We start from the raw sequence: 16,226 nt of genomic DNA, 5'->3' as shown, positions 1-16,226 counted from the left end.
TCACTCTCCCCCGCGCGCGGCAGTCACCATCGACCGATTGGCGCGCGTCCCAGCGTTCGGGAGCTTTCTATCGGATTCGGCAGGCACGGTATGCGGCAAATCCGTTGCCACGCCATCGGCGATCCGTCTAGCGGCAATGGCAGCCGCGTCGAAATACCCGGTGAAACCCGACCTAAAGCCCGTGAACCACAGGCCCGGATTTTCAGGGTCCGCCTCGCCGCGCGGGTGACGCGGCTCACCTTGCCCGTCCAGCACGCCGAAACGTCCCAACAAGGGGCCCAGGCCCGTCCTGTATCCGGTGGCGCAGATCACCACATCCGGCGCGAAATACTTACCGTCTTTCACATAGACACGGTCGCGGGCGAAACCGGCGACATCCCCCACCATACGGAAGCGATAGGACCGGATCGCGGCCGCGAAGCCGTCATCGATGGCGAATGCGATGCCGTCGCGCAGCAGCCGCGTACCGCCGCCATCCGGATGGCTCGACAGCCCGAATTTCGCCAGATTGCCCAGGAACAATCGTTGGGTCAGTCGGAACGCCGGGTCCACCACAGCGAGCGGCAGGGCCGTAAAAACCCGCGCCAGACGGTGCAGCGGAAAGCCGAAGATCCGCGCGGGAACCACCGCCGGCCCATGCCGCACCGCGATCCAGACACGCGCCGGCCTGTGCCGCGATAGATGGTTCAGTACATCGGCCCCGGAATTCCCGGCGCCGACGACCAGCACGCGCTTGTCGTCGAACCGCGACACATCACCCAGATCGGCGGCGTGCAGCACCTCGCCCTGATAGTCATCCAGACCCGGCCAATCCGGAATATGCGGAACGCGGTCCCGGCCCGTGGCGACGATGACATGGGAACAGTCATAATTCGTGCCGTTCGTCGTCACGCGCCAGCCGCCATCGGTCTTCTCGAACCCGGTCACCTCGACACCATACCGGATCGGCGTGTCCAGCGCCGCGGCATAGCTTTCCAGATAGTCGACGACCGTATCGCGTTTCACGAAGTGCCCGTCCCGATCGGTCATCGCCATGCCGGGCAGGCTTGCGAAGTGCCGGTGGATGTTCAGCCGCAGCGCCGGGTGCCGCCCGCGCCAGGGTTCCGCCACGCGGTCGCGTGCCTCGACCACCGTGACCTGCAACCCGCGCCGGGTGAGTTCCCGTGCGGCGGCGAGCCCCGATAGGCCCGCGCCGATCACCAACGCTTGTGTTGTTTCAATCGCACTCATTTCTTGATTCCTCGTTTGTGCTCGCCGGCTCATGGCCGGGCGACGTAATAGGCGTTGATCGGATCATGCGGCAGGCGATGCGTCTCGACCGTGTCGAAGCCGGCCTGCGCCAGGTATTCCTGGGCGGTTTCCACGCCCCACATGGCGCCCAGGCCGGGACCGCCCTGACCGATCGAGATCGGCGTGCAATGCATCAGGGATATGGTGTAGAGAAGCGGCGCGAAGGGGTTGTCGAGATTGCGCTCCAGGTCCCGCGACCCGCCGATATCCTGCATCAGGAACACCCCGCCCGGGCGCAGCGAGTGGCGCACCATCGCAAGAAAACCCTGCGGGTCTTTCTGGTCGTGCACCGCGTCGAACGCGGTCACGAGGTCGAATTGGCCGAGCGAAGACAGACCGGAAAGGTCGCGCGCCTCGAACCGCAGATTGGATAGGCCGCGCCGCACCGCCTCCGCTTCCGTTTCGGCAAAGGCATCGGCGCACAGGTCGAGGCCCAGGAAAGTGCTTTCGGGAAAAGCTTCAGCCATCCGAAGCATGGCACGGCCGGCGCCGCAGCCGATATCCACGACCTCGATCCCATCCGTCAGGCGTAGGGTAAGACCGGGAACGATGGGCAAAATATGTTCCAGCAATGCCGCGACGGCGAGCTGTGCGCTATCCTCGGCCATCACCTCGTGGAAGCGGTCGAAATGGCCGTAATGCAGCCCCTGGCCGGATTGGAACCGGGCAAGCATCGCGTCCTCGACCGAGGCAGCGACACCGATGAACTGTGCGGTCACGGCCATGTTATTGGGGCTGGCCTGCCGGGTCAGAAAGGCCGCATGTTCGGCGGGCAAGGTGTAGGCCGTTGTCTGCGGGTCATAGTCGATGACGGCTGACGTCACCATGACCGCCAGCCATTCGCGGACATAGCGTTCCGCCAATCCGGCTTCCGCGGCCAGGTCTTCCGCCGTCACGCCGGGGCGCAGGGCCAGGGCGTCGAACAAGCCGGTACGATGGCCCAGCGCGGTCATCAGGACCAGCGCGGCATCGCTCAGCGCGCCGACAAAACGGCCGGCGAAAGCCTCGGCCTTGTTGTCGTCGAAAGTTTCCAATGGGGCGTGATGGTTCACTTCAATCTCCAGTTCTTAGTTTTCGCTTCCTGGGGGGAACCCCCGCTGCGGGAGACGGAAATGGCCTGGATGGCCGAAACATGTTAGAAGCAAAACCGTAAGAACCGGTGATAATCGGACAGACAACAGCGGTATCTTGGGAAATCATGCTGGAAAGCAAAAAGCAGGACGGAACATCGACAGACGGCCCACTCTCCGTGGCTATTTTCGGCAGCCCCGCCGTGGGCTCGTCGATCGCTTATTCAATCCTGGATGTGCTCGGCTCAGTCGGGCGCGATTGGGAGATGCTGCATGGCGAGCCCGCCTGCCCGCAGGTCTTCAAGGCGACGCTGCTATCGGTCGACGGCGCGCCGTACGAGGACATGAACGGCAGGACGATCGTGCCGGAAGGCGTTTTGGCGGATTATCCGGCGCCTGACATCATCATCGTCCCGGACCTGCATGTCGATCCCGGCGGACCCGTCCCGCAATGGATCGACGAACCCGCCCGCTGGGTCGCCGAAGCCTATGACAACGGAGCGATTGTCGCCTCTGCCTGTTCCGGCGCGCTGCTGCTTGCTGCCGCCGGGGTCTTGGACGGGCGGGAGGCGACGACCCATTGGGGATATGCCGATGCCCTGATCCACCATTTCCCGGCCATCCACCTTCAGCGCGAACGCATTCTGGTTCAATCCGGGGACGGTCACCGCGTAATCACCGCCGGCGGCGCCTCGGCCTGGACGGACCTGATGCTGCACCTGATCGGTAGGATGGCCGGTGCCGAGCAAGCCCGCCGTATCGCAAAACTCTATCTGTTGGAACCGCATGAGGATGGCCAGCGCTGCTATGCCTCGCTGGCCAGCGGCAAGCGGCATGAAGACCGGCTGATCGCGGACGCGCAGCTTTGGATCGCGGACCATTATCACGAGCCCAACCCGGTCGGCGCCATGGCCGCGCGCAGCGGCTTGTCGGAACGCGGCTTTCTGCGCCGGTTCCGCCGCGCAACAGGGCAGTCACCTGCCGAATACGTCCAAACCCTGCGCGTCGAGGAAGCCAAACAGATGCTGGAGACGACAGCGACATCCATCGAGGATATCGCCGCCGAGTGTGGATACTCAGAGCCTTCGAGCTTCCGCTCCGCCTTTCGCAAACATGTCGGAATCCCGGCCTCGGCCTATCGTCGCAAATGGCGCGGCGTCGCCATCCGTTGGGCAGCGCCGTGATTCCAGCAACAGCACACTGGCCTTAGCATATGCCTTATCAGTTCAACCGTCTTACGGTTCGGGTTTCACTCGGTGACGCGTGGATACGGAATCTTCGGAGATCCGCACGCGTAGCCGGCTGTCTTCTGGCACTTCAATTCATCCAAGGATTTGCTTGGGCAACCGACGGCCTGCACCCTGACAGGGCTGAAGCGGTCCTGGTTCTGGACGACATCATGGATGCGTATCAGCATAGCGGGAACGTCCCCATATTGAGTTCCGCTGACGGCTGGCACGATTATCTTTCAGGCTTTGCCTTGCTCGCGCTGGGCGATCCATTGAACATCTCAGGCTTCTCGAAAGTTGAAAAACGGTACAGCGCCACCATTAGGGCGGCCATCCTCGAGAAGCGGTCCCTGGCAGCAGGTACGGCATTCTTCGAGATGCTTGCCGGCGAAATGTACGATGACACCCTCGCACCGAAAGCGCGCGCACTTTTGCGCAAGGCCCTTCCTGACTTATCGACCATTGCGGCGGAAGCAAACTCACCGCGGAAAGTCGTTTTCGACGCTTTCCTAAAATTCGTGAGCAGGGGTTCGGACACTGGCCCACCTGATCACCGGGACCTCCGTGATCTTATTGACGCCACGGAAGAGTATCCAGATCCATATCTGGATTCGGTATTGGCGAGTCTTCTTGCCAATCTGCCGGATGACGCGTTCCGATACATAAATTTAGGCGACGGCATGGAAGCACTGCGCGCAGGTCTATATGCAGGCGATCCCCATAATCTGATCCTGTTCTACAAAAAAGGGTTCAATAGCGATCTCGCAAAGGCCGTCGGCCTGCGGTTCGACTACATGTATTGGAAGACATTAGGGGAGATCGTCAACGACCCGTCCTCGCTGCTGCTCCAAGCGGATCGAAAAGGGTATGCACACCGCGAGGAACACGTAGGCGGTCAGTCCCGCGGTATGTACGACTGGTGCTTCCAAAACCATGTCGAGGATAGCGTTACTTGCACGGCAACAGCGTTCTACCAGCACTTTCCCTGCTTACCGCTGGGGCGCGACGGCCTGCGCGTCAACGTGACCGGCACGCGCTTTTACAACGCGTGCCGGACCAATATCCACGATGGGATGCAACGAAGGTTACAACGCCTCAGGCAAGGTGTTCATTGAAAAACGCCACCGTGCGGTCCCAGGCGATCTTGGCCTGTTCTTCGTTGAAGCGCGGGGTGGAGTTGTTGTGGAAGCCGTGCTTCGTGCCGGGATAGACATGGCTCTCGAAGCTTTTGCCGTTGGCTTTCAGCGCCGCCTCATAGCCGTCGCGCATGGCGTTGATGCGGGCATCGTCTTCGGCATATTGGATCAGCAGCGGCGCCTCGATTTTCGGCACGTCTTCCGCCTTTGCCGCCGCGCCATAGAACGGGACGCCCGCGTTTAGATCCTCGCCCATTTCCACGGCAAACGCGTTCACCACGCCGCCGCCGTAGCAGAACCCCGTCGCCCCCAGCTTGCCGGTCGAAAGCGGGTGCGATTTCACGAATTTCGCCCCATTCAGCAAGTCGGTAAACAGCTTGCCCTTGTCGAGTGAGGATTGCATGACCTTGCCGTCCTCATCGTTCCCAGGATAACCGCCGATGGGATAAAGCCCATCCGGCGCGAAGGCCAGGAACCCTTCCACCGCGGCGCGGCGGGCGACATCCTCGATATGCGGGTTGAGGCCCCGGTTCTCATGGATCACGACGACGGCGGGGAAAGGTCCTTCGCCCGTTGGTCTTACGAGGTAGCCGCGCATCTTGCCGGATGTGCCGCCGGGGCTGTCATATTCAATATAGGTCGCTTTGATGCGCGGATCCGTGAACTTGATCATCGCGGCTTCCGCATAGCGCGGCAGCAGGGAGGTCGCCATCGCGACCCCGCCGACAATCCCCAGCGCTGCCGCGCGGGAGAGGAAGGTACGGCGGTCCATGTCCGTATGGCAAAACTCATCATACAAATCGTAGATACGGGGATCGATTTCGTCCGGCGATACAGTGGACGCGCCATCATTGGGAATTTCTGCGGTTAAAGTCATCGCGAATGCCTCCTGTCGGATCGGAACCGGAATTTTTCTTCCGTCCTATCGATATGGAAGGATTAGCACAGGGGACCATGCCCGCGGTTGTCACGAATGGGTTATCCCGCCGCCTCGACAAACGGTCCGCCGGGGGCTAAGCCATCCGAACCGAAACACCCCTGCTATGAAAAAGATGAAAGACCGTCATGAGCGACTTGCCCGCCTGCCCGCAATGCCAGTCCACCTATACCTATGAGGACGGCGCGTTGCTGATTTGCCCCGAATGCGGCCATGAATGGTCTGCGGCGGCCGCGGGCGCGGAAGGTCCGGTCTTCAAGGATGCCAACGGCAATCAACTGCAGGACGGCGACACCGTGACGGTGATCAAGGATTTGAAGGTCAAGGGCTCGTCCCTGGTCGTTAAGGTCGGCACCAAGGTAAAGAACATCCGCCTCTCGGAAGGCGACCACGACATCGACTGCAAGATCGACGGCATCGGCCCGATGCAGTTGAAATCGGAATTCGTGAAGAAGATTTAGCGCCGGCCTAACGGATCTCCGCAATCAGGGCGTCCGTGTCCGTGACCTGCGCGTATTCCCCATCCAGGATGGCCAGCGTCAGGTCATGTACCGTCCGGGCATCCCAACTCTGGCCATCCCTCGCCACGACCGGCACCGCCGTGGTCGCGTCGGACGGCAGCAGGATGGTATAGCCCAAGGCCTTGCCCGCCCGCGCGGTGGCATCCATGCTGTTATGAATGACGACGCCGGTCATTACGAAACACGCCGCCCCCAGCCGCTTCAAAACAGCATCCAGATCGGTATCGATGAAGGCGCAGTTCTGATGCTTCACCACGACCGGTTCGCCGGGGACCGGCGCGACCTCCGCCTTTATGCCGTTCCAGGGGCCGTGGGTGTGATAGGTGGAGGACGGCGTCGCCTCGTCATGCTTGACGTGGATGACCGGCCAGCCCCGTTCCCGCCAATGAGCCACCAGGCGCAGGATCGAAGCCAAGTAATCCGGATTGCTCTTATCTGCCCAAACCGGTTGGTCGATGGCGTCCTGAACGTCCAGAACGATAAGCGGCACGGGGCCGATCGGCTCGGTCATTGCAACGATCCTCGAATTGCGCGGACCATCTATACCAATTCGCTGCGTCCTAGGTAACGTAGATTATTTGGCTGACCCGCCGATCAAAACCGTCTTGTTCAACACACAGCACCTTACGGCCCTTATGTTTCAACGTCCCCAAATTCACCTTAACTTCCATGCTGCCCCTTGGGGCTAAGGACAAGGCGAGCTTCGGCGGTTTTTTCTCCACAATTCCCGAATCGATATCGAACAGATAGACGGTAACGTCAGGCTGCTGCCAAACATCGCTTTTATTCACGATTTTGATCGGGATCCTCGTATTCGACCTGCCACGCTTGAACACGGGCGCGTCGTCTGGAACTTCAACCCGGCCATCGTCACTCATCGGCGGCACATTGATCGTTCCGAATACCAGTTCTTCCAATCCCATCGTTATGAAATCGGCCGTCCATTCTTGGACGCGGCGCGACGCCCCAGCAAGCGCCTGGCTTCGCGGTGCGGATCGAAAAACCTTGTTCCCCGATTGCCGGACAATATGGGACCCGGTTCCACGTCCCAAAACGCTACCGCTCAATCTCCGTACCCCGGCGCCGACCAAGGGGCGCGTAACCGCCGAAAACAGAAACCGCAGCAAAAAAATGAATGGGTTTGCCTCAGCCGGCCTAACCGGCATGACTCTGTATATGGCGGTTGCCCCAACCAGCCCAATAAAGGCGCGTCGCGTTTTCATTGCACGCACTCCTCATTGTAGATCGGCTGAATCGACACGCTGTAATTGGAGCCTCGAGTTACGTCGAAGCAAGGATTGTTCTCAAGCGTGGCAAGCAGCGAGCGAAAGGCCCTTTGCTGTTCAGCCAAATCCGCATTGCCGTAGCGCAGGACTTGCACTTCCCGTCCAAGCCGCAATGCTTCGTTTTCCAGCGCGACATTCCTGTTGCTTAGCGCCTCGTTCTGCTTTTGGGCTTTTTGGTTCGCAAGCGTAAGGTCCGCTTTTTGCGTGTTCAGCGAGTAGATTTTTTTGCGATAACTGCTTCCGTTGAACAGTCCATCGACGCCCCCGCAGCCGCTAAGGCCCAAGGCCAATGAAATCAACAGAGTATTTCTAACTAGGTTGAGCCTTTTTCCATCATGATTCATTTCCCAGCACCCCGTTTCGTTGTGGCGCGGATGCCGGGCATCATGATGGTCTGACCTAAATCACTATGTGAAAATTCTACCTACAATAAATAACCCTGTTCGTCTTTGACCATCCGACCACCATGCCGGCATGCGCACCAAGTTCATTATCTAAAGTTTGTGTTTGACGCTGGTTTTTCAATGAAAAAGTAATGTTCCGCCTAACGCAAAATCCCAGGAACACGAGTTTTTATTTGTTTTCATAGTGTTCAATCAGCCGCGCCAACCGCAACACGCTGTTTCACATGGCACCACTAACGTGCAATCAACAAACATCCGCTGTGACCGACTATCGTGCCGTCGCTGAAAAAGGGGCGTATCCAGGGGAAAAGCTATCAGACCGAAGGCCTTCGAGGACGATGTGAGGTTGCCGCAACGACATGCCAAACATCTATTCCGCCGCGGCGAACCGTGTCGGGGAGTCGATGAAGGTCACATAGGCCGGGTCTTCGTGCATCGCCTGATAGGCATCCATGACACGGCGGGTCACCGGGCCGGGCGCGCCGGCCTCGATCTTTCGGTTTCCAATCCGGGCGATCGGCATGATGCCGCCGGCGGTGGTGCACAGGAAGACCTCATCCGCGCTTTCAAGATCCGTTCGCGGCAGGTCCCCGGTGCGGCAGGCGATGCCTTGCTTGGCGCAGATGTCGATCACCGACCGCCGGGTGATGCCGTGCAGGCAGCCGTGTTCCGGCGTCACCAAACCGCCGCCGATCACCGCGAAGATGTTGAAACCCGGCCCCTCGGTCACCATGCCGCGTGCGTCGCACAGCACGGCGGTGTCGAATCCCTCGTCCACCGCGTCGAACAGGCCCGATGTCAGGTCAGACCACTGATAGTTCTTCACCGTCGGGTCGACCGCGTCGTCCGCCACGCGCGGGTGGTCCGACACCATCAGGGTCGCACCGCGTTCCTGGACCTCGGCCGGGATCACGTCGATCCAGGGAATGGCATAAGCGACAAGATGGTTGGCGCAATCCGCCGGCTTGCGGGAACCCTTGACCTGCGGCCGTCCGCGGCTGGCGACCATCGCCACATAACTGTCGGTCAGCCCGGCCAGTTGCACGCAGCGCACCAGAATTTCCTTCACGTCTTCCCGGCTTTCCGGGATCGCGATCCGCCGCCGCGCCATGGAGCGTTCGAACCGGGCCAGATGATCGTCCAGCCGGAAGAACCGACCGTCCTTCACATGCACCACGTCATAGACCGCGTCGGACCGGGTGAAGCCCCAATCGAGGACGGAGATCTTTGCCTCCGCCACGGGCATAAAGACGCCTCCTGAATAGGCGGCGCCGTCTTGGAATTCGGCGGTCTGAGTCATGCTGCGGTCCCCACGTCACGGTCGAATTTCGGTTTGCTTGCCGCGCTTTCCGTACCCGCGCCCGATGGCGGTGACGACGCTTGGCGCGGCGATGAAGACGGCAAGCATGAAAAAGGCCAGCGCCGTCTTCTCGCCCTGTGTCAGCCTATCGACACTATATGCGAAGAGCGAGACCAGAATAAGATGCAGGGTGAACATGCGGATGGAGTATTTGCCGATGGCGCGCAGGAAGCCCAACCGGAAATATCCCGCCGCGACGGCGCGCGGCCAGGCCAACAGGCGATGCCCACCGACCAGCACTATCGTAACAGCCAAGGCCAGAACGAGGGTCTTCAAAAGATGATACGGATGCAACTGCGGGCGCGGCCAATGGCGCGGCATCTCGGGCGGGACTTCGGCAAAGGGTGGGGTGATCCAAAACTTCGCCAATACGAGGCTGGCGCAGAATAATCCGACGACCGCGGCAAGGGCCACAGGTTCCGGCAATCGATCGATCGCCCGCCCCACCGCCTTGCGGTGGAAGCCGAGCGCGAAGGACGCGATGAAAGGAAACTGCCAGGCCGCTACGTCGAAGGCCATGATATCCCCGCCGATCCCCCAGAGCCCGCGCATGTAGGAAAATTGGCTCAACAGATACAAACCGGCGGATAGCGCCAACAACCCCAAAGGCCGCACCCCCAGCACCAACACGGCCGCCAACAACAGCAGGAAGCAGAGGATATACAGGCCGAGGATGCCGCCGAACCGCGGCCCGTTCTGAAAGATCAGCACATCCGCCGCGGTCGACAACGCGCCGTGCCAGGAATACGCCCCCTCCCCCAGCAGCATCAAAAGGGCGAAGCCCGCCAAGGTGAAATAGGCATAGACCGTCATTGTCCGCCTGCCGAGATATTGGGCCAGTTCCCAACGCGTCGCGGGTTTCGCCCCAATCTTTTCACTGGCCAAAAAACCGACCAGGAACCCGGCGATGACCACGAAAAATTCCGCGTCGAAGACCTTGAACAGGGCATGGTGATGGAAATGCAGCAGCCACCCCATGCCGGGATGGAAACTGAGATGGGCGACCAACATGCCGATCAGCAAATGCCCGCGTATCCCGTCGACCAGATCGAAACGCAAAAATCGAACCCCAATGGAAAATCAGCTCAAATACCGTGACGCAGTGCAGCGCCGGACAGATGGGAACACAAGTGTAATTGCAGAGAAGACGATATAGTGATCAGGGTGCAAGGGGACGGCGTCTTGGGGCCCCTGGCTGACGGATGCTATGATTTATCCCCTTCCCCAGTCCAGACGTGAGGTTTCCATGCATCCTACAGCCCGTTCCATTCTTACCGCCGCTTTCGCCGCGTTCGCCCTTACAGCCGCGCCGGCCCTGGCGCAGGACGCGTCCGATGCCTGCTGGGACAAGGCCGTGACACAGCGCGACCTGACCGATTGCGCGGCGCGGGACATGGACGCGGCGGAAATACAGATGAACACGCTCTATGCGATCGTGCTGGACAAGTTCCGGGGCGATCCCGAAACCTTGGGAAAAATCCGTGCCGCGCAGCAAGCTTGGCTGGCTTTCCGGGAAGCCCATGTCGCGGCCGTCTATCCCAAAGCGGACACGCCGGACGCGCAGTACGAATACGGCAGCAGCCTGTCCATGTGCATGGCCTCGGTCGCCGCGAACCTGACCGGCCCCCGCATCGCGCAACTGCGCGACTGGGCCGACGGCATCCCGGAGGGCGATGTCTGTGCCGGGTCGCGCGGGTCTACGGCGAACTGACCGGCACCGGCACGCGATCCATCGCCCGCCATGCAACCCACCTTCCCGGTAAACCGTTGTTCCCGTGAGATATCGAACGGAAATGCGGAGACCGGCGCCATGACTTTCGAAACCGAAATCCCGATCGCGGATATGGCGATCCGGCTGGCCTGCGCGTGCGGCTTCGCCTTTTTTCTCGGTCTGGACCGGGAGGTCCGCGGGAAAGCTGCCGGCTTGCGCACCCATATGCTGGTCTCCCTCGGCTCGGCGGCTTTCATAATCATGGGGATGAGCCTGCTGTTCGCCACCGCCGAAGGGGACCCGTCGGCCAGCATCGACCCCACCCGGATCATCGATGGGGTGATCGGCGGGATCGGCTTTCTCGGCGCGGGCGCAATCATCCAGAGCGGCGGAGACATTAAAGGGCTCACAACCGGCGCATCGGTCTGGGCGGCCGGCGCCATCGGCCTGGCCTGCGGTCTGGGTTATTTGCCGCTCGCCGCCCTATTCAGCGGTTTCGCGGTCACCATCGTGCTGGTTCTGGGTCATTTCGAACATAAGGTGATTGAGGAAAAGGACTGACCCACCCCTTCACGCCGCCTGTTCGGCAACCGTCGGATCTTCGCACGCGACCGTTGTGCGGTGCATGTCGCGGGGTTTGGTGTGGTCATAGCGCCGGGCTCTGTGCATGGTCACCCGGTTGTCCCACATCACCAAATCCCATTGCCGCCATTCATGGGCATAGACGAATTGCCGCTGGGTGGCGTGTTCGGTCAGGTCCATCAGGAACATCCGCGCCTCTGGCACCGGCCAGCCGACGATCCCCCCGGCATGGGAAGCCAGATAGAGCGACAGCTTGCCGGTCCGCGGATGCCTGCGCACCAGCCGCTGCAGAACCGGCGCCCATTTCGCGCGTTCCTCCTCGGTAAACTCGACGAAGCCCAGCTTGCCCCGGGAATGGATCTGGCTGTGTTCGCAGATCAGGTCCATGCATTCCGCTTGCAAGGCAGGGTCCAGCGTCTCCCAGGCCGCGCGCATATCGGCGAATTCGGTGTTGCCGCCTTCCCCCGGGATCGTCCGGGCCGAGAGCAGCGAGAACTTCGACGGTATGCGTTTGAAGGAGCTGTCGGAATGCCACAGCATGTTGCCCAGTCCGAACAGCCGCCGCCGGTCGTCCCGCGCCACCACATTGCCATCCTTGTCCAGGTTGGAGATGTCGTTGACGGTCATGGGTAACCGGCGATCCTGCGGCCGCGCGATGTCGCCCGTGGCCGTCTCCATCTCCCCGAAATGCTGGGAAAAGGCATATTGTTGGTCGTCATCGACCACCTGATCGCGGAAGACCAGCACGCCATAGATATCGATCGCGTCTTCAATTTCCGCCGCGACCTGGGGCGAAACCCCGGCGGCGATGTCCACGCCTTCGACCAAGGCGCCGAAGGTCGGGCGCGTCGCATCCATCGCCGTAACGGAAATGGCCATGAGAATTTCCTCCATGGCGGGACCGTTCTCACGCCGCTTCTCGACCGTGTCAGCCCCCCTCTTTCGGAGAATAGTGGCCGGGTCTCGATTTTCACGCAATGGAAGAAACCGCACCGTCGTGGAGAAGGTGCTGTTCCGTCAGGTCGGGCTTGCTTGCCCCGTTATCCGCCCGGGCAGGTCCGCGCCAGCAGGGCGTTCAGGTCGAAATCCCGCGTCCGCCAGTTCCGTGTATCGCAATAGAAATTGCCGCTTTCGTTATAAGGCGAGCCGTGATCGTCGCAGCTGGTCAGGCGCTTGTCGCACTGAATGATCTCAGGGCAGCCCCAGGTCTCGCAGTTCTGGTAATCGGTCACCTTCGCACAGGTTATGACATGGTCGAGTGTTTCCCTGCGGCAGGCTTCGACCGCCGGGTCGGGTTGGCGACCGCTTTCCTGTTTCGCGGCAACCGGCGGGTCGGTGCGGATCGGCCCCTTGTGCAATTGCTTTGCATCGACGGCGATGTCGAAATCCCGCGGCGTACAGTATTGCCGCATGATCGCGGCTGTCGCCGGCGAGGTCGTCAATGTGGTGCCTGGCGACACGCGCTGACAATTCTTCAGAATGGCCGCTTTGAAATAGTCACCCGCGGCCTTCGCCTTCTTGATCTCCGCGTCGTAGTCCATTGAAGGCTTCTTCGGCGCCACCGTCTGCGGTTTTTTCTTTCCGAACTGAAAGATCTGCTTGAACTCGGCGGCTCCCTCATCGGCGCCCTCCACCGTCACGCCACCATCGCCTTTGGGTGTCACGGCCGCGTTCTGGGCCTCGGCCAGGGGCACACTCCCGACCATGGAAAAAACCAACCACACCGCGAAACCAAGAATCCGACAGTCCACCACGTTCCCTTTCAACGTCCCGGCACCCCGGATCAAACAGTGTTTCAAGCGTGCGTCAACTCTGACCGGGAACGCTAACAGCGTCGGTTTGTTCCGTCATCCGATGCTTTTCCAAGAATGCGCGAATTGCGCACCCGCTCTTTGCTCCAAAAGCCAAATAAACACACTCGCGTGATGAAGGCGTGAACACTCATTGACTTCATGAGGGGCCCGTTAACGCAGTTTCCGTCTCAAGCGGTTACGTCAAAGAATGAAACGCATTAGAACACGTGCAAAGGTTCTGCGCTTGCCGTTCCAAACTAACTTCAAGGTGAAGGAGAGACTGAAAATGTGGAAAAGCTTGATCGGCGCGGCCGCGCTGCTGGCGATGTTGGGGGGCGAAGCGAGCGCCACCGTATTCGACTTCTTCTGGTCCGGCGCCGCCGATGCGCCCGGTGTCGTATCGACCGAAGATACCACCCTGCGCGCGACCGGCACGATAGAGATCAATGCCGCGGCCGGCGGATCGTTCTCCCTGTCGGATATCGTTTCGACGGACATCACGGTTACCGGCGACAGCATCACCGACTTCACATTTACCGGATGGGATTCGGCTGGAGGCACCATCGCGGCAGACGGGCTATCCGCTACGTTTGTGGCGAGCGGCAATCCATTTAAGGGCGGCGCCGGCGGTTTCTTCGGCTGTCATTTCATCGGTTGCGACGACGATCCGGATATCTTGGTGATATCCGACGCAAACGTTACTGTCCTTTACGACTCCGCCGATGCAGCCCTGGCATCGATGCAGATGACGGTTTCTCGCGTGCCCGTCCCGGCGGCCTTGCCGCTTCTGCTATCGGCCATCGGCGGTCTTGGCTTCATGTCATGGCGTCGGCGTGGGAAGGCGTCGGCATAACCGCCGCTAAGCAATAGACGCACAAAGCGCCCGGCCCTTTGGTCGGGCGTTTTCTTGTTCAGGATCGCCCCCGTTCCCGCCACAGGATGAAAATACCGCTGGCGACGATGATGGCTGCGCCCAAGACAGCCCAGGCGTCGGGGACCTCATGCCAGAACCACCAACCCAACACGGTCGCCCAGAGTAAGCCGGTATAATCGAAAGGCGCCACGATCGAGGCCGGTGCAAAGCGGAAGGCCTGAGTCATCAGGGTCATGCCCGCGGTGCCGAACAGCGCGACGCCGGCAAAGAACCAGAAATCCTCGACCCGGATGGCTGTCCAGACGAAGGGCACGACAAAGGCGCTTAACAAGGCGCTGGCGCCCGTCATATAGAGCAGCATCGTCCAGGCGCTTTCCCGGGGATCGACCCAGCGCGCGCCCAGCATCAGCAAGGCGTAGAGGAAGGCCACCACAACCGGCAGCAGGGAGACCAGTTGAAACGCCGTCGATCCCGGACGGATGACGACCAGCACGCCGACGAAACCGGCAATCACCGCGAACCAGCGGCGCCAGCCGACCTGCTCCTTCAAGAAGGCCGCCGAAAGCGCGGTAATGAACAACGGCGCGACGAAGATCAGCGCCGTCGCCTCGGCCAAGTCCAGATAGGCGAAGCTGGTAAAGAACAGGATCGTCGCCACGACCCAAAGGAAGCCACGCATTAGATGCGGAAAGGGTCGGCTTGAGCGCAGCGCTTGAACGCCGCCGACCCGCGCCGTGATCACCAAGGCGAAGGGCAAGGCGATCACATTGCGCAGAAACAGGATCTGCAGCGGCGAATAGACCTCGATCAAGTGCTTGGCGATGGCGTCGTTGACGCTGAGGCAGGCGACTCCTACGCACATCATCACGATGCCCGCCCCAACCTTGTGCCGCTCCTCCTTGCGCCGCTCCTCCTTGTGCCGCTCCACCGTGTCACGCTCCTGCCGCGCTTCGCCCTGCACGCTGTTCCTCACCGCGGCTGGCATGCCCTTCATTGGATTGAAGCTTGTTTGCCTTGTCCGCAATCCTAGATTTTGCCGGATTGTTTGTGAAATATATAACTAAGACCTTACTCATACTTAAAATATATCAATGTGAGATCGGCATGAACCTTCGCCAAATCAGGCATTTCATCGCGGTCGCGGAGGAACTGCATTTCGGACGTGCGGCCGACCGGCTGAATATCACCCAGCCGCCGCTCAGCATGTCCATCCGCGGGTTGGAGGAGACCCTGGGCGTGCCGCTGTTCCGCCGCACGAAACGCAGCGTGGCACTGACACCGGCCGGCGCCATCTGGCTGGACCATGCCCGCCGGGTGCTCGCCGACGCCGAAGCCCTGCCCGCCATCGCGCAGCGCGCCGCCCGTGGAGAGCTGGGCCGGTTGCGCCTCGCCTTCGTCAGCACCGCCAGCTACAGCGTGTTGCCCGACCTCGTCCGCCGTTTCCGCGATGCCTTTCCGGATGTCCGGGTCGACCTTCGGGAGGCGACAAGCGACATACAGTTGGATTCCCTCGCGAAAGGCGAAATCGATGCCGGGATCATCATTCCGTCCGGCGAGGGTTTTCGGTCCGCCGGCCTATCCCACCGACCGCTCCAACGGGAACCTTTGGTCGCGGTGGTGCCGGCGGATTTCACCTTTCCCGGCGCGGAAACGGGCCAGCCCGTTCCTTTCGACCGGATCGCGGCGGAACCGCTGATCCTTTTCCCGCGTCAGGTCGCGCCCGCCTATTACGATATCGTGGCGGAGTATTACGCCCGGAACGGAAAGCCGCTGCACATCCATCAGGAAGCGATCCAGATGCAGACCATCATCGGCCTGGTCGCCGCCGGTCTAGGCGTGTCCCTGGTGCCGACATCCATGACCGCGATGAACCGCACCGGCGCCCGCTACGTGCCGATCGAAGAAAAGCCGCCTCACATCGAGACCTGCATGGTCTGGCGGGCGGAGAAAGATCAGCCCGCCCTTCGGTCCTTCCTCACCCTGCTGGACCGCGCGCCATCGTAAAACCAGGGACGGCGAGAAACCGCCGACGG

The 16,226-nt window shown here is 61.0% G+C and carries 18 protein-coding genes; 7 read left to right on the top strand and 11 right to left on the bottom strand.

The genetic code is table 11. The features are described 5' to 3' along the window. Together EOI86_RS06725 and EOI86_RS06720 are read right to left on the bottom strand one after the other, a co-directional pair. On the bottom strand, positions 1–1,230 hold the full coding sequence (locus EOI86_RS06725; protein WP_127764325.1) for a flavin-containing monooxygenase: 1,230 nt from the start codon (positions 1,228–1,230) through the stop codon (positions 1–3). Positions 1,231–1,259: 29 nt separating this feature from the next. Beyond that, positions 1,260–2,342 carry a class I SAM-dependent methyltransferase gene (locus EOI86_RS06720; protein WP_205032091.1) on the bottom strand — a complete coding sequence of 361 codons (1,083 nt, stop codon included), beginning with the start codon at positions 2,340–2,342 and terminating at the stop codon, positions 1,260–1,262. Between the two features lie 146 nt (positions 2,343–2,488). Between EOI86_RS06720 and EOI86_RS06715 the strand changes: the two genes are divergently transcribed. Beyond that, positions 2,489–3,544, top strand: a complete 1,056-nt coding sequence (locus EOI86_RS06715) for a GlxA family transcriptional regulator (protein ID WP_127764324.1) — start codon at positions 2,489–2,491, stop codon at positions 3,542–3,544. A 215-nt stretch (positions 3,545–3,759) separates the two neighbouring features. After that, positions 3,760–4,704 (top strand): hypothetical protein, encoded by a 945-nt coding sequence (locus tag EOI86_RS06710; RefSeq protein WP_127764323.1) that lies wholly within the window; start codon positions 3,760–3,762, stop codon positions 4,702–4,704. On the opposite strand, the gene EOI86_RS06705 is transcribed toward EOI86_RS06710, so the two are convergent. Continuing rightward, positions 4,685–5,602 carry a dienelactone hydrolase family protein gene (locus EOI86_RS06705; protein ID WP_127764322.1) on the bottom strand — a complete coding sequence of 306 codons (918 nt, stop codon included), beginning with the start codon at positions 5,600–5,602 and terminating at the stop codon, positions 4,685–4,687. The two genes, EOI86_RS06710 and EOI86_RS06705, sit on opposite strands and share 20 nt — an antisense overlap. Positions 5,603–5,790: 188 nt before the next feature. On the opposite strand from EOI86_RS06705, the gene EOI86_RS06700 reads away from it, so the two are divergent. Further along, positions 5,791–6,123, top strand: coding sequence for a zinc ribbon domain-containing protein YjdM (locus tag EOI86_RS06700; RefSeq protein WP_127764321.1), 333 nt, complete (start codon positions 5,791–5,793; stop codon positions 6,121–6,123). A 7-nt stretch (positions 6,124–6,130) separates the two neighbouring features. Here EOI86_RS06700 and EOI86_RS06695 read toward each other — a convergent pair whose 3' ends face one another. From EOI86_RS06695 to opgC, 5 genes are all read right to left on the bottom strand, one after another. Continuing rightward, positions 6,131–6,694, bottom strand: a complete 564-nt coding sequence (locus EOI86_RS06695; RefSeq protein ID WP_127764320.1) for an isochorismatase family protein — start codon at positions 6,692–6,694, stop codon at positions 6,131–6,133. Between the two features lie 49 nt (positions 6,695–6,743). Continuing rightward, positions 6,744–7,250 (bottom strand): hypothetical protein, encoded by a 507-nt coding sequence (locus EOI86_RS06690; RefSeq protein WP_127764319.1) that lies wholly within the window; start codon positions 7,248–7,250, stop codon positions 6,744–6,746. 152 nt (positions 7,251–7,402) lie between these two features. Next, the gene (locus tag EOI86_RS06685; protein ID WP_127764318.1) at positions 7,403–7,813 is read right to left on the bottom strand and encodes a hypothetical protein; all 411 of its coding nucleotides are present in this window, start codon (positions 7,811–7,813) and stop codon (positions 7,403–7,405) included. Positions 7,814–8,243: 430 nt separating this feature from the next. Then, positions 8,244–9,173, bottom strand: coding sequence for an aminotransferase class IV (locus tag EOI86_RS06680; RefSeq protein ID WP_127764317.1), 930 nt, complete (start codon positions 9,171–9,173; stop codon positions 8,244–8,246). 15 nt (positions 9,174–9,188) lie between these two features. Further along, entirely contained in the window at positions 9,189–10,292 is a 1,104-nt protein-coding gene (opgC, locus tag EOI86_RS06675; RefSeq protein WP_127764316.1) for an OpgC domain-containing protein, read from the bottom strand. 187 nt (positions 10,293–10,479) lie between these two features. Here opgC and EOI86_RS06670 point away from each other — a divergent pair, with 187 nt between their 5' ends. Then, positions 10,480–10,944, top strand: a complete 465-nt coding sequence (locus EOI86_RS06670) for a lysozyme inhibitor LprI family protein (protein ID WP_161973727.1) — start codon at positions 10,480–10,482, stop codon at positions 10,942–10,944. A gap of 99 nt (positions 10,945–11,043) precedes the next feature. Beyond that, the gene (locus EOI86_RS06665) at positions 11,044–11,505 is read left to right on the top strand and encodes an MgtC/SapB family protein (protein WP_127764314.1); all 462 of its coding nucleotides are present in this window, start codon (positions 11,044–11,046) and stop codon (positions 11,503–11,505) included. 9 nt (positions 11,506–11,514) lie between these two features. Here EOI86_RS06665 and EOI86_RS06660 read toward each other — a convergent pair whose 3' ends face one another. Further along, positions 11,515–12,405 carry a TauD/TfdA dioxygenase family protein gene (locus EOI86_RS06660; RefSeq protein WP_127764313.1) on the bottom strand — a complete coding sequence of 297 codons (891 nt, stop codon included), beginning with the start codon at positions 12,403–12,405 and terminating at the stop codon, positions 11,515–11,517. Between the two features lie 161 nt (positions 12,406–12,566). Further along, on the bottom strand, positions 12,567–13,232 hold the full coding sequence (locus tag EOI86_RS06655) for a hypothetical protein (protein WP_127764312.1): 666 nt from the start codon (positions 13,230–13,232) through the stop codon (positions 12,567–12,569). 373 nt (positions 13,233–13,605) lie between these two features. Here EOI86_RS06655 and EOI86_RS06650 point away from each other — a divergent pair, with 373 nt between their 5' ends. Then, entirely contained in the window at positions 13,606–14,172 is a 567-nt protein-coding gene (locus tag EOI86_RS06650; protein ID WP_127764311.1) for a VPLPA-CTERM sorting domain-containing protein, read from the top strand. Between the two features lie 58 nt (positions 14,173–14,230). Here the strand turns inward: EOI86_RS06650 and EOI86_RS06645 are convergent, their stop codons facing one another. Beyond that, positions 14,231–15,178 carry a DMT family transporter gene (locus tag EOI86_RS06645; RefSeq protein WP_127764310.1) on the bottom strand — a complete coding sequence of 316 codons (948 nt, stop codon included), beginning with the start codon at positions 15,176–15,178 and terminating at the stop codon, positions 14,231–14,233. 119 nt (positions 15,179–15,297) lie between these two features. Here EOI86_RS06645 and EOI86_RS06640 point away from each other — a divergent pair, with 119 nt between their 5' ends. Next, the gene (locus EOI86_RS06640) at positions 15,298–16,197 is read left to right on the top strand and encodes a LysR family transcriptional regulator (RefSeq protein ID WP_127764309.1); all 900 of its coding nucleotides are present in this window, start codon (positions 15,298–15,300) and stop codon (positions 16,195–16,197) included. Positions 16,198–16,226 lie beyond the last annotated feature (29 nt).

Source organism: Hwanghaeella grinnelliae (genome assembly GCF_004005845.1).
Lineage (GTDB): Bacteria > Pseudomonadota > Alphaproteobacteria > UBA8366 > Aestuariispiraceae > Hwanghaeella > Hwanghaeella grinnelliae.
This window is presented reverse-complemented; position numbering and strand designations above follow the sequence as displayed.